Below are 18,500 nucleotides of genomic sequence, written 5' to 3'. Positions count from 1 at the left end.
TTGCCCTACCTTCATAATCCCTTCACCTTCTCTTTTATCAATTCATTTAACCCTGAACGAATATGCCAAATCCTGCGTTGTGAAATTTCTTATAACCATAAATAAAGAGGTGGGGACTTTTCCTCCACCTCCAACAGTTCACATACATAGATTTTCAAGGTTTAATTTTGCAGTTCACCCGCTGTATCAGTCCTGCAATTTTGTCATCGTTGCGTAAATCGAAACGCGCGCATCGCTGGTGTTGGTAAAGCCGAGCTGCTGCTTGGAGTCACAATAAATTACATCACCTGCTGACACCGCTACTTCTTCACCGTCGATTAAGAAGATCCCATCTCCGTCGATAACGTACAAATACAATTCACGATGTGGATGATTATGCGCTTTCATATGCTGTCCAGGTAAAAAGTTCAGTACGAACGCTGTGCTGTGTTCATTTTTAATAAGATTGACTTTAGTGAATTGCTCCTCATTAAATTGTTTTGCGTTTTCAATAGAATAAATTTGCATAAAAGTCACCCTTCTTTTAAGAATATATAGTATAAATTATATCACATGCTTCAAAGTTCGGAGATTTATGGCTGCTGACTCTACAACGGGCAGCTTAAAGAAATTTCCGTTCAAAAGAAACCGGTAAGCACTACTCAATCAAAGGTTCCAGTACACCTTCCCCAAACAAAGCCCACGTATAAATACAACAAAATTCAATCATGATAATAATTATAAATTTAACCCGTGAGATTTGCTGTAGTTGTAAATAATAAAAACTCCCTAAAAGTACATAAAAGCTGGCCAGATGAGTATATTCCGCTGTAAGAGGCTCATCTAATGGAGTGAAATTCAACCCGAGATAAGCAAAAAGATTAAAAACAGTTAATAAAACCAAAGCAGTTACGTTCAAAAGATGAACATACAGGTTTTTCAAAGTAACATCCTCCTTCTTTCCGGGCGCTAACTATTCAATTACAAAGAGTGACTTCTCTCCTGAAGGTACAGATGGTCTATAAAATATAAACTGCCACAAAGATAGTAAAACCTGCGGAAAGAAAAAGTGTGAAAGCAGCCGGTTTCCGCTTTTGATATTCGTTGATCCCTATGAGGATAACCAACCCGCTCATCAACAACAGAAGGTAAGGTCCTCTATCAGCCGTTCCGGTTATGAGGCTATACCCGGCCAGGGCAGTTATGGTAACTCCCAGCACTATTTGAAGTATTTTCACTGACAACTCCCCCCTCCCCACTATACGACATCATATGTACGTGATAACACTACCAATTATTATTCTACTTGTATTTTAAAATTCGATCTTTTTTTTAAAAGTGATTGATTTTATATACTTATGTTTTTTATTATTATATTCGGAATAACTTCCTTTCAATCGAAAGGTTTGATCGAAGAATCGTTTTAACCCATCTAAAAAACATTTTCCCCTTCCTCAATTAACTCCCTCTTCCTCCTCGACACTTAGGTACACACGCTTCTTTCAAAAACTCTGAAATCATCACCCTTCAACAATCTTCGGTTTTACGAAACCCATGACAGCGGCTGGTTGATTCTTTTTTAGTTCTGTTCAAAAAACGAAACCTTCCTGGTCTGCATATTTCTTTACCGTGCGGACGTCCGTATTCGTCATTCTTGCAACATCTGAGTAGCTGCATCCTTTTCCATTCACTTCTTTCTTGATATACTAGATGTCAGTCACTTCCAACATCTTCCTCATGAACTCCTGCCCTTCATTGATTGCACAATAGAAATCTTATTGATTTAAGAAATCGTTAGTAAGTGGCTTTTTTACGTTTCTTACCTTCTTTAGCAACCTGCATAGAATGAATGGTCTTTAATTGAAGGACTATTTTACTTATAGTGAAGAACAAGAGGAAAAAAAACTACTCTTAAAGAAAAAAGGTTACGTTACATATAACCTTGAACTTGTAAATGAAAGCACTATGGAGTTAATAGTAAACAATGCGGTTATTACTTTAGATACTAATGATCCCGTTGAAATACACAGTTCTAAAACTGGAGAGCAAACCACTCTCCCAACAAATGAAGTAGATCAAGATGGTAATACAATTGAAGTTCAAGTAGTAAAATACACTGCAGATGGTACGATCCAAGCAGCTTTTAGCCAGAATGCTCTAAAATGTAATCTAGGCATTGCAAGTACAGATGGTACAGCCGGACTTGCCGGATTCGGAGGTCTTGGAATTCCTGGAGCAATTGCTGGCAGCGTAGCTGGTGGAAGGGCTGGCGCTCAATCTGCTGGTTTTGATTACATTTAATTAAAAAGGAAGAGTGATAAATATTGAGAACAAACGCTCATTTAATGAAAGCAAATCCGCCTTATAAATCATTTAGTAAGAAAATGGCGCATTTTTATATAACTATAGGGCTTCTATCATTTTTCTTCTTACATTTTTATGTAGAAATTACAATAATTTTAAGTCTTCTTATTTCTTTTTTACTTATTTTCATAGGAATAGCGGCTCTAAAAGAACGCAAAAAAAGCTACAATAAGAATAAACGTCTATGACTTCCTCCACGTTACCTAAAGGCAGTCTTTCCAATAGTCTTATATATCCTAGTTACTACTTCATATTTGCCTACGAACGATAACACAGTAACTCAATACAAAAATATAGTGCTTTTAGATAGATGTTTAACTAAGATTTAAAACTATTCTGACTTTTCTTATTCGAAATAAAAATTTGCAAATAACAAAATAAGGTAGCTACAATAACTGCACTTATACGTTCCGCTATATTATAATCAAAAAGTGGACCTAATACTAAAATCACTCCGGTAAGAAAAATAGGAGGTCCTATTATTTTAAGTATAGTCATTTTGTGTCCCTCCTCTCACCCCTCTTCCCCTATCGAACCTAAAAAAAACGGTTCCTTTGGCATCATCCCCCTCCGTCCTCTACTTTTATAATAGGTGCGTTAGTATAGCATAGAACAATAAAAAACCCGTCCCCTTACGTTATAAAGGAAGCCGGGCCTTGATATAGGTGTTCAACGTCCACCCGTTAATGAATGACCGTTGTTTTAAAGCAATGAATATATGACAGATAGCAACGAGGGTGGAACACGGTTGGAGAATGAACATTTTTTGACACCAGTAAGTTGATGTGTCACTTCGATCGTTATTTTGTATAACTGATTAAAAATTCTCCTCTGTGAGTCCTGGCCTTCTATATGACTGGAATCCAGGATATCTTTTCGCTTCATTACGACCCCCTCTCGTTTTTTTCTACGTAAACACCTATCAGAAATTTCACCAATACATATATTGATAAAGTGATGGCGGCCACAATAAAAACGTTATAATCATCTTCTAATATTACTGTTATAAAAAATAAAGCTACCACAAAATAAATAACTGCAAATCTTTCTTGGTATCTTCTCTTTTTAGATAACTGACCTGAGTCTTTCAATTATTTCACTCCAAACCTGAAAGCTCTAATAAATAAAACCTTTTCCTTCAGTACAGTTTAATAGCTATTTGGATAATCTAAGTAACATTTTGAAACTAAGCCATTATCATTGGTGCCATCTTATATCTGAAAGCCAGTTTCCAACTACTGTTTCACTAGTGATGCCGTATTGTTGTAATACCCTGGACTTAATAATTATGTATATTAATTTATGTTCGGAGTAACTACTTAGTAATAAATTAAAATGCTTTATTTTAATATTTAGCATTTGAACACATTGCAGTCTGTCTTTTCTCCGCTTCCGATCATTTATTTATTTTTTATTAGCGAAGGACCTAAAAACAACGCAATATAAAAAGTAACCATTAGATACAAAAGGATGTAATCAGCTTTTACAGTGTTCATTCCTAATAAATAACTATTAATGGTCAGAATTACCGTTAATATTATAGTCGACACCAAAAAGACCAGTAATGAAACCTTATAAATTTTCCCGTTTACTTCTCCCCGCTCCTCCGTTTTGTCGGATTTCTTTCCGCTTCTTCTTAATGATTCTAAAATAACAAAAGCCGACACACCGAAAACGAAACCCGGTACACCTACTCTTCCGGAAATTAAACCTGTAACACCTGTGAATAGGATTATGCTTACCAGTATCCCATAAAAATACTTAACGATAATCCGGCCCTCCCTTTCAAAATATTAAAATTCCTAACAATACTAACAGTGTCTGTCCTTTTGCCGGCCTTGAATTTACGGGTCATCCCTTCTTTTTGTCAGCTCTCCTCTTATTAATCCTGGGTATAATAAAATACCAGGAAACAAATCCCCCTATGGCCAAGCCTATAACGTTATTCCACCTTATCTCTCCTTCAGCAAAGTAACTAAAGGACATAGAAACAACTGCGAAAACCACAGCTGAGAGAAGACCGTTTTTGAGTCTTTCACTCATCGAAAGCCTCCCTTTCACAGAATAGACTATAAAACAATCCACTTCTTCAAGATATAGACTGTCTTTTACCGATCACTGGACTGAAAAAACGACAGACACGATTTAACGTTATGGCAAACTCAGTTTTGTTGTTCGTCCACCATCGACTTGGTAGACCTGCCCGGTAATAAAACCGGCCTCTTCCGCTGCCAAAAAAGCCACAAGAGACGCCACCTCTTCAGGCGTACCTGTGCGAGCCACAGGGTGGATGTCTCCTATATCCCGCTGGAATGCTGCAGGATCTGGTGTGCTTTTGATGAAATCAAGATTCAATTCGGTATCAATCCAGCCGGGTGCTACTGCATTACAACGGATCCCTTCATGTCCGTGATCTACAGCTACCGCACGAGTCAATCCATGTATGGCAGCCTTCGTGGAACTATATGCTGCGTGTCCAGGGTTCGCTGCCAGCCCTTCCACCGACCCGATATTGACAATGTTGCCTTTCGTCCTGCGCAAATATGGCAAAGCGGCACGAATCATCAAAAATGGACCTGTCAGATTCACATTGAGATTCCTCTCCCAATCTTCAAGGCTCATTTCTTCAATGGAACTCTCCTTCATCATTCCCGCATTGTTGACCAGTATATCCAGTCGACCAGTACGGGCGATGGCTTCTTTTATAATTCTCCCCGGTGCTTCCGGATCGGAGAAGTCCGCGGTAATAGAGTCGAATGCTTCGTCCTCACTCCGTTGCGCAGTTATGACCGTTGCACCTTCCTCACTCAGGCGTCTGGCTATGGCGCGGCCGATTCCTTTTCGTCCACCTGTCACCAGTGCTACTTTGTTTTCAAAACGTCTCATAACGAAAACCTCCTTATCATACAATCCAGTGGGTTACTCTTCGAAACAGTCACTTCTGATTATACAAGCAGGTACAGCAATGTTAAACGAAACCTAAAAAAGACTGGTAGTATTCCATCAACCAACTAATTGATGAACGTTCGTAAATAATTTAGTACGCTTTCTTTGATTCAGGTTAAGATAATTAGTAAGTTAAGTGATGAAAGTTTGCGAACGTTTGTGTTATGATATGAATGAATAATACATAAGAAAAGCGGGGCTGTACGATGGAACACAGAAAATACGGATACATATATACCGACAATAATGAACGAAATAATAATAAACAGATTACCGGTCTAAAGGAAAAAAACATTCAGGGGCGGGACATTTTTACAGATGTGAACACTGATGAAAGCGTTCGAAAAGATAATTATGAGCTTCTTAAACGGATTCTTTACCCGGGAGATGTTCTCTACCTTCATTCCCTTGACCATCTGGGGCGTAGTAAAGAAGAGATTATGCAGGAATGGCACACTGTTACGAAAGAGCTTGAAGTAGATGTTGTCGTACTGGACATGCCTCTTCTGGATACGACAAAGTATAAAGACAGCATGGGGACATTTATTGCCGATCTCGTTTCACAAATGCTTTCCTGGATGGCCAAAAATGATAACGATGAGAGCGAGTTGCAGAAGGAAGAAGAAAGCGAAGTCAACAATCCCTACAAACGATTGGGTCGCCCGAAAGCTGAGATTACAGATGCTTTCCTAGAAGCGTACAATGAATGGAAGTCAGGAAATATTACAGCGACACAGGCGATGAAACAGGCGGAAGTGAAGAAAACGACCTTTTACAAACTCGTCCGGCAAGTAGAAGATGATATGTAAAGGAGTCCTGCTGTAATGAAAGAAAAATTCCCCTACATTGTTTATTGGTTCCTCTTTCTCTTGGGGCTTCACTCTTATTGGCAATTTTTCTTTGTGGATTACGGAGTGATTTATACAGTTTTTTTTACATTTATATGTGGTCTGTTCGGAGGGATGGTAGCACTGTTATTACGGAACTATAAATTAGTTACGTTAAGTTTCATGCTTTTAATCAGTCCCTATATCATCATTCTCAGTATGCACTACGTATAATTAGAAGAAGGAAGCTGAAAAAATCAGCTTCCTTCTCTATATAAGATAATTACTCTCTTCTGGTTGTTTAACCGGTATTAAATTTTTATTTCGGAGTTACTACTAAGTTTAAAGTAGAACTAGATTAAAATTTAATGCCTATTTTACCCAAGTTTTTGGACTCCTTAATGTACGTAAAGGCTTCCTGGCAGTTCTCTGCTGAAAACATCTTGTCTACAACAGGGTGGATGCCGTGCTTCTCTATGAACTGAAGCATGTCCACCCATTCCTCCATACTCCCCATCGTTGAACCGAGAAGATTATACTGGCCATAAAAGAAACTTCTGATATCCAGTTCGAAAGTGTCCTTCGTTGTAGCACCGAACGTTACGATAGTTCCCCCTCTTCTTACGGCATCGATGGACTTCTGGAATGTTTCGCCGCCGATACTCTCGACTACTACATCAATCGTCTCGTCATGAAGAACTTCATTCCAGTCATCATAGGTGAAAACGGCCCGGTCCGCTCCTATATCAAGAGCTTCTTTCATCTTATCTTCCGAACGTGAGGTAACGATGACACGTGCGCCGACTGCTTTTGCGAATTTCAGTGCATATGTCAGTACACCGCTCCCGATACCAGGCAGAAGAATCGTATCTTCCTCAGATATATTTCCACGGGTGAACATTACCCGGTAAGCTGTCAATGCTGCAAGAGAAAGCACTCCCGATTCATCCAGCGTAAGGTGATCAGGTTTTTTACGCACGTTCTCCGCTGGCATGACGATATACTCGGCGAATGTCCCGTCTTTCGGGAACCCTACGATTTCATATCCTTCCGGCGGAGCATCACTTTTCTCTTTCCAGCCGAGACCTGGATAGATAATGACTTCCTCCCCGTTTTGAAAATCTTTGACGTCCGCTCCCGTCTCTTCAATCGTAGCAGAAGCATCGGATCCCGGAATGAAAGGTCCTGATTCCGGGTCATGTTTGTTCTCGACGACCGCCACATCTCTCCGGTTCAGTCCACCCACGTTCACTTTCAGAAGCACTTCTTCGGCACCGGGCGTCCTTACGTCCATCTCCCTGTATGTAAGTCCGGAGATTCCCTGCTTGTGTTCATGTACAATCGCTTTCATATTACTGTCCCCTTTCTTTTAAGACTACCTTCAGCTTACCAATAATCTGTGGAAAATAAAATAAGAGTCCATCTTTTTAAGGATGGACTCTCGTTTTAAAATATATTAGTCAAGTACTTTGACAGTTACGGATTGACGTCCGAAGTCAAGGGCGTCACCCTGGCTAGGCATGAAGAGATCGATGCGGTTGCCGTTAATAGCTCCACCGGTATCACCAGCGATAGCTGTTCCGTATCCTTCGACCCATACTTTGGAACCGAGCGGGATGACGTCAGGATCGACTGCGATGACTTTCTGACCAGGGTTGGCTCTCAAATCCTGACCTGTAGCTGTAACACCGCTGCATCCTGCACAATAAGCTGTATATGCTGTAGCTTCAGCTGTGAACTGCTTCTGTACATCTCCCTGGGAGCTGCTTTCAGAAGAGCTGGCACTGCTGCTTTCAGATGCTGTGCTGCTACTTTGTTTCTGCTCGGATGCAGAGCTGCTGCTTGCACTGGAAGCCGCTTTCTCTTCCTGTTTGGAGTCAGAAGCTGATTTAACTGCCGCTTTACTTCCTACCGCCAATTCATCTCCAGGGTGGATCAGGTTACTGGATAGATTGTTCCAGCTTTTCACCTGAGACACGCTGATGCCATGGCTGCTGGAGATTTTGTGAAGTGTATCTCCGGATTTTACGGTATAGACGTTGGAATTTGTTGTTGTTTTTTCTGCCGCTTTACCGTCCACGCTCAACGACTGTCCAGGGTAAATGATGTTGGAGTTAAGGCCGTTGACGGATTTCAGCTGGCTTACCGACACATTATATTGTTCGGAGATGCCCCAAAGTGTATCTCCGCTGTTTACGTTGTGATCCTCAGCACTTACTGTAGTAGCGAATGCTCCTGTAAGGGCTGCTGTAGTTGCTAGTGTAACGATCTGTTTTTTCATTTGTTAATTCCTCCTTGATGGTTATCTCTCATCTGCACAATATCCATAATAACAGGTGTACAGAATAATTTAAGAACAAGGAGCTAACAGTTTGTTTGCAATATTAACATTCACATTGCACAGACATTACAAAGCTTAGATTTGTTGAGCTTCCGCCTGAGCTTTAGGGTCATCGAGATACTCATCATATCTCATTTCTTTATCCACTATTCCATTAGGAGTGATTTCGATGATACGATTCGCCACCGTCTGTATGAACTCGTGGTCGTGCGAGGCGAAAATGACCGAACCTTTGAAATTGGCCACTCCTTTGTTCAGGGACGTGATCGACTCCAGATCCAGGTGGTTGGTCGGCTGGTCCAGAATCAAAACGTTAGCTCCGGAGAGCATCATTTTCGAAAGCATGCAGCGGACTCTTTCGCCCCCGGACAGAACATTCGGGCTCTTCAGTGCTTCTTCCCCGGAGAAAAGCATACGGCCGAGGAAACTGCGCAGGAATGTCTCCGTCTCGTCTTCCGGGGAATACTGTCTCAACCATTCGACTAACGTTTTCTCGTTCCCTTCAAAGTATTCCGTGTTATCTTTCGGGAAGTAGCTCTGGGATGTCGTGACCCCCCATTTATACGTACCTTCATCCGGTTCCATCTCCCCGGCGAGTATTTCGAGAAGGGCCGTTTTGGACGTCTCGGAAGAACCGACAAGAGCGACTTTGTCGTCTTTATTGAGTGTAAAGCTTACATTTTCCAGCACTTTTTCTCCATCTATCGTCTTGGAAAGATTCTGCACCGTCAACAAGTCGTTACCGATTTCCCTTTCCGCCTGGAAAGCTATATAAGGATATTTCCTGGAAGACGGCTGGATGTCATCCAGCGTAATTTTATCAAGCATTTTCTTCCGGGACGTAGCCTGTTTCGATTTGGAAGCGTTAGCGCTGAAACGGGCTACGAATTCCTTCAGCTGTTTGACTTTCTCTTCTTTTTTCTTGTTCTGTTCTTCTGCCATCTTTCTGGCAAGCTGGCTGGATTCGTACCAGAAATCGTAGTTCCCTACATATACCTGGATTTTCTGGAAGTCCAGATCCGCAATGTGGGTACATACGTTATTAAGGAAGTGACGGTCGTGGGAAACGACTACCACTGTATTCTCGAATTCGATGAGGAACTCTTCCAGCCAGCGGATGGCGTGGATGTCAAGGTGGTTGGTCGGCTCATCGAGAAGCAGTACATCAGGATTACCGAACAGTGCCTGGGCGAGAAGCACCTTAACTTTGTCGTTTGCCGGAAGTTCCCTCATTTTTTTATCGTGCTGAGCATCATCTACACCGAGACCCGTAAGAAGTCGTGCAGCTTCGGATTCCGCTTCCCATCCGTTCATCTCGGCGAATTCACCTTCGAGTTCCGCAGCACGCATACCGTCCGCTTCCGTGAAGTCACCTTTCGCATAGATCGCATTTTTCTCTTCCATTACTTCATACAGACGTTCGTATCCCATAATGACTGTTTCAAGAACATTGTATTCATCATAAGCGAAGTGATCCTGCTTCAAAACGGCGAGACGCTGCCCTTTACCGAGAGCGACCTCTCCGCTTTGTGCATCCAGTTCGCCGCTTAATATTTTAAGAAATGTCGATTTACCGGAACCATTGGCCCCGATCAATCCGTAACAGTGCCCTTCCGTAAACTTGATATTCACATCTTCAAACAGTTTTCTATCCCCGAAACGCAGACTTACGTTTTGTACTTGTAGCATAGTAACTAATCCTCCATTCAAAAATTCTCATTTATTATATCAGGAAATCACAAAATAAAAAACGCGGGCATCCGCGTTTCTACTGATTATAGTATAAGCTTTTATTCTCAACGACCTGAATCGTTTTTGTAGCGCGTTTCATTTCGCTGTCACAGACGGGGCATGTATGAACTTGTTTATCTTTGAAGTTGTCCCTCATCCAGCAGTTACAACCTTCCGCGGTACATTCCCAAACGGATGTTTCTTCCTCTGGTGCTTTCTCCTGATTCTGTCTTCCGAATGCCATACTATCTCACCTCTTATTCTAGAGAATAAACAATTGTTTTAATTTTACTACTTTTTTTCGGTTAAGTCAAAATTATATGGCACAAATGTGTAAATCGCGCCGGAGGTTTTACACCGCCATACCTGTGTGCTACACTCCAATTAACGTTTTTACGAAAAGGAGCTTTTCAATGAAAAAAGTATTATTACTCGTTCTGGTTGCAGCAGTCACTCTTCTGGCAGCATGTTCTTCCGGAGATGACGGAAAAAGCAGCAGCGGGGATTCCAAAGAAAATAAAGACAATTCAGGCAAAGCGGCAGCAGTCGTAAACGGGGAAGAAATTACCCAGAAGGAATTCGAATCCAATGTGGAAAGCGTCAAGCAGCAGTATAAGAAATTCGGCATGGACGCTTCCAAGCAGGAAGATCAGATCAATAAAACCGCCATCAATCAGCTGATCGGTACAGAGCTTGTGATGCAGAAGGCGGAAGAAATGGATATTAAAGTATCGGATAAAGAAATAAACAAGCAGTTCGAGGAAATGAAAAAACAGTACAAAGAAAACGATCAGTGGGAAAAATTCCTTAAAAAAAATGATATGTCTCAGGAAGAAATTAAACAGGAAATGAAGAAAAGTCAAAAAGCACAGAAATACGTGGACAAAAACGTAGACGTTCCGGAAGTTACGGATAAAGAAGCGAAAGAACAGTATGAGAAAATGAAGGAACAGATGAAAGCACAGCAGGATGCACAGAAAGAAGAAGGCAACAAAGACGGTCAGAAAGCACAGCAGCAGCAACTCGGCTCTTTCAAAGAGATGAAAGACCAGATCAAACAGCAGCTCGCTTCCCAGAAACAGAGCGAAGCCGTCAACAAACACATTGAATCCCTTCGTGAGAAAGCCGACGTTAAAGTCAATGTATAAAAGAAACCCCCGGAAATCCGGGGGTTTTTTTAGATGGAAGATGTCAGCTTTTCTTTAAGTTCCTGCAGCTCTTCCGTACTTACGGCATCTTCTCCGTTATTACGGAGTTTCCTGTAGTACTCTTTCACCTTCTCTTCATACCTGTCCATCAGTTCGCTGACCGCATCAAGATAGGCTTCCTTGTAATACTCCGCGAAACTCTCCTCGACCGGAGTAAGTACTTTCCCGAAAATTCCGGGTAGCTGTTCTTTCACTTCTTCGCGTAACTCTTCTTTTCTGTTCCCTTCAAAGAGCTGTTTGGCACTCGAGTACCGTTGCAGCGAGATATCCAGATCTTCGGCCGTTTCCTCTATCTCGACGGTGAACGATGGGGTTTCCACCGATACTTCCTCCTTTTCTTCCTTGAAAGGTCTGGAGTCCGTCACGGCTTTTACCTGTTCCACCGTTTTCCGGCTTCTTTCCCGGAGAAGGTCGCCGACGAAACTTTCCATACGAAGACTGATGGCTCTGACTTCGTCGAGAAGCTCCTTCTCATATCTGTTCAAAAGACGATCCAGTGCTCTCACCAGCTGTGGTTTTATTTCTGATTTCTCTCCCTGTATATACCCGGGGTTGATTTCCTCTTTAAAGAAATCGGATAACTGCAGAATCTGCCGCTCCTCCAGGTAGTGGAACTGCTTGTCCACCTTCTGACCCACAGCAGGGGCTTCTTTCTTCCCTTTTTCTTCGAGAAGTATTTCGGATATCCGTCTCTCTTCCTCTTCCCATTTATCCAACTGTCTTTTCTGCTCTTCTTCATTTCCGGCAGCAAAATCAAGCAGCTGGGAAGTCACTTCCACGGTTTCTTCGAGATCGGAATGGACCGACTGAAAGACCATAGCCTGCAAATCTTCATGAATGAACGTACGGAAATCGCGTTCGAACGCGGGGAGGTTGCTCTCCTCTTTCTCTCCCTGCCTTGCTTTAAGGCTAGAAACGGCGTGCATCCTCGGGTTTCTTATTCCGTAGAAGGTGAGCTGGGATTCGATATAAGAGCGTACGGACTGAAGATCCTCTTCACTCTGGGCAAGATCACTGGCATTGATGATGAAAAACATTTTATCTACGGCGAATGAATCTTTTACCCGGCCGAGCTGACGCAAAAAGCCGGCGTCCGCTTTCGTGAAGGCGTGGTTATAATAAGTCAGAAAAAGGATAGCGTCCGCTTCTTTTATATAACCGAACGATACGTCCGTGTGGCGGTCGTTAACGGAGTCGGCTCCGGGAGTATCCACAAATGTTATCCCTTCCCTTGCATAAACGGAATCGACATAAAAGTCTATCGCTTTTACGAACACAGAGTGCGATTCATCTCTGACGTATGTTACGAATTCTTTCTGAGAGACTTCAAGGCGGCTTCCGATGTGTCCTTTAAGTTCCTCATAACCGTTCTGAAAAGCCTGCACCATCGTTCGTTTTCTCGTTTCCAGTTCATCGGTTTTCGTTCGTAAAATTTCTTCCGGACCGGAAACGTCAAGAAAATCGAACGATTCGATGAGTTCCTTTTCAGTAAGAAAGTGAACAGTCGCTGTTTCATTAGGGTGGTTATCCTCCGGAGGTACTACCCGGTTGATGGAAGCGGTCGTCGGGTTCGGGGACGTCGGTAAGTAGTCCCCACCCAGTAACGCATTTATGAACGAAGATTTTCCGGCACTGAATGCTCCGAATAAAGCTACCGTAAACTGCTGATGATCCACGCGGCTCAATTTTTCTTTAATGGAGCGGGCGTAAGACTCCAGGAATTCGTAATCCTGCAGCACCGGCAGCACTTCTTCGGCTTTTCTTCTAATTTCGGTCTTTGAGCCGGACGGCCCGCTACCCGCTTCCTCCGGCTGTTCTTCTTTTTGCAGCCGCTGGTCGTATTCGAGTTCCAGATCATTTTCAAAATCGGTTTCTTTTCTGGCCGCAAGTGCAGCCTCGGCCTGCTGCTCATCTTGTTCTATCTCTCCATCATGGACCCGATACAGGAGTTTCCGTTTCTCCTCCCATTTTTCTTTCTGTCCATTCAGCTGTTCCTCGACCCTTTGTTTCTCATTCAGCTCTTCTTCCTCATCACCTGAAAGAGCGAGCTCATTTTCCTGCTGGGCGTCCAGCTGTTCTTTCATCTGTTTGTAGATATCTTCCGTCTCCTGCTGGTACATTTTCAATATGTCTTTACTGAGGTCCTCCATATACCTCAGTACATATTCGCCGGTAACGTTGGCCCCGCTCGCAATCACGTCTTCGAGCAGTTGCTCAGGTACCTGTACATGAAACTGTTGTATCCGTTTCTCAAGATGTTCATCGGTCAGCGAATGGGTGTCGGCAAGTTCCCGCATACGATCACGCAGAGGCCACTCCAGGTTTTTTTCAAGAATCGCGGACAGGTTTTCATAAAAAACATCCAGCCGTCTCTTCCGCTCTTCACTGGTTTTATCTTTCGTGAATATAAGTCCCTTCTTGAAGTTCGGCTGCATCGATTCCAGATACTGCTGTGCATCATCTCTCAGGACAGCGGGGGTGATATAGGCATTCTTCAGAAAACCGCGTACTCTTTTCTTATACTGCTCTTCAAGTGAGTTCTTCTTTTCCATAAAATTGTGCTTGATCGTTTCTATCCGTTCCCCGGCTTCTTCGAGCGAGGACGTACTGTATGCTTCCAGTTCGGCTTCGTAAGCATCTATATCATATTTTTGCCGAAGAGCCTGTTCGCATTCCTTAAGTACTGACTGGATGTGGTTCTCCCCGTCCCTCTCCCTTATCCTTTCCTTTACGTCTTCACCCAGCAGCGCATTCCCTTCAAGACGGTTCAGGTGCTCCTGGTGCATCGACGTGTAAAAGATGTCCTGCGGGTGTAGTTCGTAACCATTCAGCCACACCCGGACCGAGGAGCTGAAATCATCGAAAGTCACTTCCTCTTCCTGGTGTTTATCCATCTGGTTAATGACAAGCGTGTAGGGAATCCCCTGATTCTCAAGCTCCGTCAAAAAGCTGCTGTTCACTTCCGACTGGACGTGGTTATAATCGACGACATAGTACAAATGGTCGACAATGTGAAGAGAGCCCTCCGTAATCGTACGATCCATATCGTCTGTCGAATCGACGCCGGGAGTATCGATGAACATGATGCTTTCAGGAAAGTCGACATCTGACTTATAAATGGAAAGGGAAGCGATCTGCCTGTTATCTTTACAGAGAGCCTGCAGACGCTCCAGGTCACGCGAGGCCTCTTTGGCAATCGGTCGTTTCTCCTGATTATAAGCAACCGCCATCTCTTCCCCTTTCTGGAGACGGACGATATTGGCACTGGTCGGAATCGGGCTGGAAGGAAGTACATCCGTCCCGGCCAGGTAATTGATCAGAGACGATTTTCCGGCGGAAAAATGACCGGCGAATCCGATAATGAACGTCTGTTCGATATCCTTTTCGTATATATCCAGGACTTTTTCAGCCTGTTCGGTAAGACCTTCTTCCACGAGGAACGTATACAGTTGTTTGATCGTATGTGCAGATGTTTGAACGGTAGTCATAGTCGATCTCCTTTATTCTTGTTTAAATAATTCCTGAAGGGCCGGTAGCTGATACGCCCCTCTCGCCTCACGAACGGCAGTAAGTACTGCCTGCTCCACAACGTGCACAGCCAGAGCTGACAGCTGCAAGAGTGAAACATTCACTTCGCCGCCGGCCATGACGAACAGAGCATCGCCGTCCATCACCGTATGTACCGGACGTATGCACCTTGCCAGGCCGTCATGAGCAGCAGAGGCCAGGTGATTGGCTTCAGACTTCGTAATATTCGCGTTCGTGGTGATACAGCCGATGGTTGTATTCATCCCTTCCGCTCCGTCCGGAGGATCCATTTCCCGGAGAGATTTTGCGGTATCCAGGAAGGAACCGCTTTCCCGGGCTCCGGCAATGATCCGGCCGGTTTCAGGGTCTATTATATCACCGAACGCGTTCACTGCAATACATGCGCCCACCTTCAAACCGTCAACTTCTACGGCACAGGACCCGAACCCGCTTTTCATGGCGGAATCGAACCCTCTCATTTTACCGATACTGGCTCCTGTGCCGGCCCCTTTGTTGCCCGAGGGAACATCATTTTTATCGAAAGCCTGACGCGCAGCCTCATAACCATAGGAAGAATCGGGCCAGGCGTTTCCTGACAAGGGAAGAAAGTCGAACAAAATAGCCCCCGGCACGATAGGGATCGTATTGCCAAGCAGTTCGAACCCTATTTTTCTCTCAGACAGGTACCTCATCACTCCTCCGGCCGCCTCGAGACCGAAAGCACTGCCGCCACTTAGCGTAACAGCGTGAATCTTCTGTACCGTGTTCTCCGATTTCAGAAGGTCGGTCTCTCTCGTTCCCGGAGCTCTGCCCTGGACGGACACACCGCCCACAGCGCCTGTCTCGTAAATGATGACAGTAGTCCCGGTCCCATTTTCTTCGTCTGTGCAGTGACCGTAAAGGAAAGGAGTGACCTCGCGTACATCTATACTTTTCATAGTGATTCCTCCCACGTTTAAAATTGATAGGAAAAAGGTACATATTGATGATGAAAGAAAGGAGTGAGCGTATGCTTAAACAGATAACAGTGCACGGCAGAGTCCAGGGAGTCGGGTTCCGTATGTCTGCCAAGCAGGTTGCAGACCGGCACGGCATCACAGGGCAGGTACAGAATAAAGAGGATGGAACCGTAGAAATAATCGCCCAGGGTGAAGAAGAAAAAATACAGGAATTCATAAAGAAAATCGAGAACGGCCCTGCCCCTGCTGCGGATGTTACAAAAACGGACGTCACCGACCTGGATGGTCCGGGTAATTTTCAGGATTTTGAAGTTGTAGGATGATACAGCTTCTCCAGTAAAAAAAGCTGCCTCTGAACAGGCAGCTTTTCCTATGTGTTCCTCTATTCCTGGAAGAACTTACGGTTCATTTCAATATATGGCGTCTCTTCTTCCGGTACTTCGTCTTCGATATATATCGCTTCTACCGGGCAGACCGCTTCGCAGGCCCCGCAGTCGATGCAGATAGCCGGATCGATATAAAACATGTCTTTTCCTTCTTCTATGCAATCAACAGGGCATACTTCTACGCATTCACCTGATTTTTCGTCTTTACACGGGGATGTTATAACAAATGCCATTTCTATTCCTCCTTTTTATAAGATAAACTCTTCCCTCTATCTTAATTAGAAAGAAGCACTACCTTCAATCATACCTATTATAATGAAACCTGGCAATTATTTATGCCAAATTCTCCTGAATTTCCACTGATTACCGTCTTTCTCAAGAAGAATGGCATCCGGATATGAGAAGCTGAGCCAGTCTTCGAATGATACTTCCATCCCGAAATGTTCAAGAATATATACTAAAATTTCCCCATGGGTTACGAGCAGAGGATACGTAAAGGAATCGACTTCCTCCAGAAACTCACGGACGCGTTCTTTAGCATCACGGGCAGACTCCCCGCCGGAGACTTTCATTTCCCTGTCGTGGAAACTGTCTTCGATATACTCTTCCCAGTCTTCCAGAGGAACGTCACTCAATATTCTTTCCTCCAGCCGCTCATCGGTCTGGATGGAAAGTCCGTGTTCTTCGGCAAAAGGTTTGATAGTCTCAATCGCACGTAAAAAGGGACTGGAAAAAACAGCTTCGCAGCAGCTCCAGTTATTAAGCTCCTCTGCAAGAGCAGCAGTCTCCTTCAGCCCGCGACGGCTCAAGGGGGAATCACGATGCTGCCCTTCGGCTTCTGCATGTCGTACGAGCATTACACGATCCATCTGCAAAACCTCACTTTGCTCGGGATACTTCGGTTATTCCCTTTACCCTTCGTCTTTACACGTAAATTCGCTTATTTTTCAAAATCTTCTGAAGTATCTACAGAAATATTTAAATTCGTATATTTATTTTTGACCTCCACCGGGGAGAATAATAGCTACGGGATGAAATCATAATTAAAAAATTATGTGATTTCAGTTTAAATGCATCAGCTTTATTTTTCAAAACAGAATTTAAGTATTTTAAAAATAGGCCGGAATCCATTTTCGATTACGCTTTAGTTCCTTAAGTCCGAAATCAATAACTCTTTTTGAAGGTTGGGCTGCAAGACCGATAGCGTAAAAAATGTATCTAGGAATGCAAATAAACACATGAACGTTTTCATTTTTATGTATTAATCTCTAATATGACTTTACCACAAATAAACTAAGTAATAATAGAGAAATTCTGGACATCAGGAAAAATGAGAAATTAAGCTCGACTCGATTCGGCAGAATCTGGACTCCTTCCTTGAAGGGGAACATACCTCTTTATCGGCCGGAAAGGCACACATCCCTCGGCCATGCAAGTGTTGTATCACATCCTAGAGTCCGCCGACTGGCTTGAGCACACTAACATCAGCACGCCTACGATGCGCAAGACCTTTGGCTATCATCTTTATAAGCAACCCAAAGACGTGGCCCTGCTTCAGGAGATTTTCAATCATGCTTCGCCGCAAGATGATCAATCTCATTTCGAACGGGTTGGGTGTTTATAAAAAGAAAATTCTCCCTAAATACCCTGCTGCATGAAAGCTAACAGGCATTTAGGGAGGTCGTATTCATTAACTTTTTAAACAAATAAAAAGAAATACAAAAATTAATAAATGAAAATAGAATAGTAGAATAGTTGGAGAAAAAAAAGCTTTCAATAACCTTTGAACTGTACCATTTTCTTTTTTTAAAGCCATGTTAAAATCGTTAGGTTCTATTCTGATTTCATTATATAGGTCTCGAAAAATTCTTTCTTGCATTAAATAAAAACTATCTAACAACCAAAACACCACTATAGGTGTATTTGGCAAGAGAAAAATGCATAAAACGGAAAACGTTTATGTAGCCACTCGCATCCCTTCGTTTATTTCCTACATTGGCTGAAAAGCCATAGATTCTTTCAATCGATGACTGTCGTCATTAAATAGGACGAGGTGGGAGTGATGGATCAAGCGATCCACGACCGCCTCCGTTAAAATCGGGTCACCAAATACATGATTCCATTCCCCAAATTGAAGGTTTGTCGTAATGATAATACTCCTCTTTTCGTAACACAGACTGATGACTTGAAATAATAGTTCAGCTCCCTGTTTATGCAGCGGGATGTATCCA

19 protein-coding genes are annotated in these 18,500 nt (G+C 43.2%); 4 read left to right on the top strand and 15 right to left on the bottom strand.

What is annotated here, in order from left to right; all coding sequences use genetic code 11:
• Positions 1 to 186: 186 nt before the first annotated feature.
• From BLU03_RS00115 to BLU03_RS00105, 3 genes are all read right to left on the bottom strand, one after another.
• Positions 187 to 507: a cupin domain-containing protein gene (locus tag BLU03_RS00115; RefSeq protein WP_093104750.1), complete on the bottom strand. Its 321-nt coding sequence runs from the start codon at positions 505 to 507 to the stop codon at positions 187 to 189.
• A gap of 130 nt (positions 508 to 637) precedes the next feature.
• Positions 638 to 922, bottom strand: coding sequence for a hypothetical protein (locus BLU03_RS00110; protein ID WP_093104749.1), 285 nt, complete (start codon positions 920 to 922; stop codon positions 638 to 640).
• A gap of 76 nt (positions 923 to 998) precedes the next feature.
• The gene (locus BLU03_RS00105) at positions 999 to 1,217 is read right to left on the bottom strand and encodes a DUF3953 domain-containing protein (protein WP_093104735.1); all 219 of its coding nucleotides are present in this window, start codon (positions 1,215 to 1,217) and stop codon (positions 999 to 1,001) included.
• 622 nt (positions 1,218 to 1,839) lie between these two features.
• On the opposite strand from BLU03_RS00105, the gene BLU03_RS00100 reads away from it, so the two are divergent.
• Positions 1,840 to 2,280 carry a hypothetical protein gene (locus BLU03_RS00100; RefSeq protein ID WP_093104725.1) on the top strand — a complete coding sequence of 147 codons (441 nt, stop codon included), beginning with the start codon at positions 1,840 to 1,842 and terminating at the stop codon, positions 2,278 to 2,280.
• A 381-nt stretch (positions 2,281 to 2,661) separates the two neighbouring features.
• Here the strand turns inward: BLU03_RS00100 and BLU03_RS00090 are convergent, their stop codons facing one another.
• The 3 genes from BLU03_RS00090 to BLU03_RS00070 all read right to left on the bottom strand — a co-directional run bounded on the left by BLU03_RS00090 (position 2,662) and on the right by BLU03_RS00070 (position 5,229).
• Entirely contained in the window at positions 2,662 to 2,841 is a 180-nt protein-coding gene (locus BLU03_RS00090; protein WP_093104719.1) for a hypothetical protein, read from the bottom strand.
• Positions 2,842 to 4,194: 1,353 nt separating this feature from the next.
• Positions 4,195 to 4,386 (bottom strand): hypothetical protein, encoded by a 192-nt coding sequence (locus BLU03_RS00075; protein WP_093104711.1) that lies wholly within the window; start codon positions 4,384 to 4,386, stop codon positions 4,195 to 4,197.
• Positions 4,387 to 4,494: 108 nt separating this feature from the next.
• Positions 4,495 to 5,229 carry an SDR family NAD(P)-dependent oxidoreductase gene (locus BLU03_RS00070; RefSeq protein WP_093104707.1) on the bottom strand — a complete coding sequence of 245 codons (735 nt, stop codon included), beginning with the start codon at positions 5,227 to 5,229 and terminating at the stop codon, positions 4,495 to 4,497.
• Between the two features lie 266 nt (positions 5,230 to 5,495).
• On the opposite strand from BLU03_RS00070, the gene BLU03_RS00065 reads away from it, so the two are divergent.
• A complete protein-coding gene (locus BLU03_RS00065) occupies positions 5,496 to 6,098 on the top strand; it encodes a recombinase family protein (protein WP_093104704.1) in 603 nt (200 codons plus the stop codon).
• Positions 6,099 to 6,474: 376 nt separating this feature from the next.
• On the opposite strand, the gene BLU03_RS00055 is transcribed toward BLU03_RS00065, so the two are convergent.
• The 4 genes from BLU03_RS00055 to BLU03_RS00040 all read right to left on the bottom strand — a co-directional run bounded on the left by BLU03_RS00055 (position 6,475) and on the right by BLU03_RS00040 (position 10,432).
• Entirely contained in the window at positions 6,475 to 7,467 is a 993-nt protein-coding gene (locus BLU03_RS00055; protein ID WP_093104703.1) for a zinc-binding dehydrogenase, read from the bottom strand.
• Between the two features lie 105 nt (positions 7,468 to 7,572).
• Positions 7,573 to 8,397: a LysM peptidoglycan-binding and 3D domain-containing protein gene (locus tag BLU03_RS00050; protein ID WP_093104702.1), complete on the bottom strand. Its 825-nt coding sequence runs from the start codon at positions 8,395 to 8,397 to the stop codon at positions 7,573 to 7,575.
• A 135-nt stretch (positions 8,398 to 8,532) separates the two neighbouring features.
• On the bottom strand, positions 8,533 to 10,146 hold the full coding sequence (locus tag BLU03_RS00045) for an ABC-F family ATP-binding cassette domain-containing protein (protein ID WP_093104697.1): 1,614 nt from the start codon (positions 10,144 to 10,146) through the stop codon (positions 8,533 to 8,535).
• A gap of 79 nt (positions 10,147 to 10,225) precedes the next feature.
• Positions 10,226 to 10,432 (bottom strand): cold-shock protein, encoded by a 207-nt coding sequence (locus BLU03_RS00040; protein ID WP_008587634.1) that lies wholly within the window; start codon positions 10,430 to 10,432, stop codon positions 10,226 to 10,228.
• Positions 10,433 to 10,601: 169 nt separating this feature from the next.
• On the opposite strand from BLU03_RS00040, the gene BLU03_RS00035 reads away from it, so the two are divergent.
• Entirely contained in the window at positions 10,602 to 11,336 is a 735-nt protein-coding gene (locus BLU03_RS00035; RefSeq protein WP_176765370.1) for a SurA N-terminal domain-containing protein, read from the top strand.
• A gap of 29 nt (positions 11,337 to 11,365) precedes the next feature.
• Here BLU03_RS00035 and BLU03_RS00030 read toward each other — a convergent pair whose 3' ends face one another.
• Positions 11,366 to 14,884 carry a dynamin family protein gene (locus BLU03_RS00030; protein WP_093104686.1) on the bottom strand — a complete coding sequence of 1,173 codons (3,519 nt, stop codon included), beginning with the start codon at positions 14,882 to 14,884 and terminating at the stop codon, positions 11,366 to 11,368.
• A 12-nt stretch (positions 14,885 to 14,896) separates the two neighbouring features.
• The gene (locus tag BLU03_RS00025) at positions 14,897 to 15,862 is read right to left on the bottom strand and encodes a P1 family peptidase (protein WP_093104678.1); all 966 of its coding nucleotides are present in this window, start codon (positions 15,860 to 15,862) and stop codon (positions 14,897 to 14,899) included.
• A 71-nt stretch (positions 15,863 to 15,933) separates the two neighbouring features.
• On the opposite strand from BLU03_RS00025, the gene BLU03_RS00020 reads away from it, so the two are divergent.
• The gene (locus BLU03_RS00020) at positions 15,934 to 16,206 is read left to right on the top strand and encodes an acylphosphatase (RefSeq protein ID WP_040609065.1); all 273 of its coding nucleotides are present in this window, start codon (positions 15,934 to 15,936) and stop codon (positions 16,204 to 16,206) included.
• Between the two features lie 59 nt (positions 16,207 to 16,265).
• On the opposite strand, the gene BLU03_RS00015 is transcribed toward BLU03_RS00020, so the two are convergent.
• The 3 genes from BLU03_RS00015 to BLU03_RS00005 form a co-directional block, all read right to left on the bottom strand.
• Positions 16,266 to 16,502: an indolepyruvate ferredoxin oxidoreductase subunit alpha gene (locus tag BLU03_RS00015; protein ID WP_008587621.1), complete on the bottom strand. Its 237-nt coding sequence runs from the start codon at positions 16,500 to 16,502 to the stop codon at positions 16,266 to 16,268.
• A gap of 96 nt (positions 16,503 to 16,598) precedes the next feature.
• Entirely contained in the window at positions 16,599 to 17,138 is a 540-nt protein-coding gene (locus BLU03_RS00010; protein WP_093104674.1) for a histidine phosphatase family protein, read from the bottom strand.
• 1,121 nt (positions 17,139 to 18,259) lie between these two features.
• A partial coding sequence (locus BLU03_RS00005; RefSeq protein ID WP_143023801.1) for an ATP-binding protein occupies positions 18,260 to 18,500 on the bottom strand: 241 nt, incomplete at its 5' end.

The sequence above is a fragment of the Salimicrobium album genome, assembly GCF_900107115.1.
Taxonomy (GTDB): Bacteria; Bacillota; Bacilli; order Bacillales; family Halobacillaceae; genus Salimicrobium; species Salimicrobium album.
This window is presented reverse-complemented; position numbering and strand designations above follow the sequence as displayed.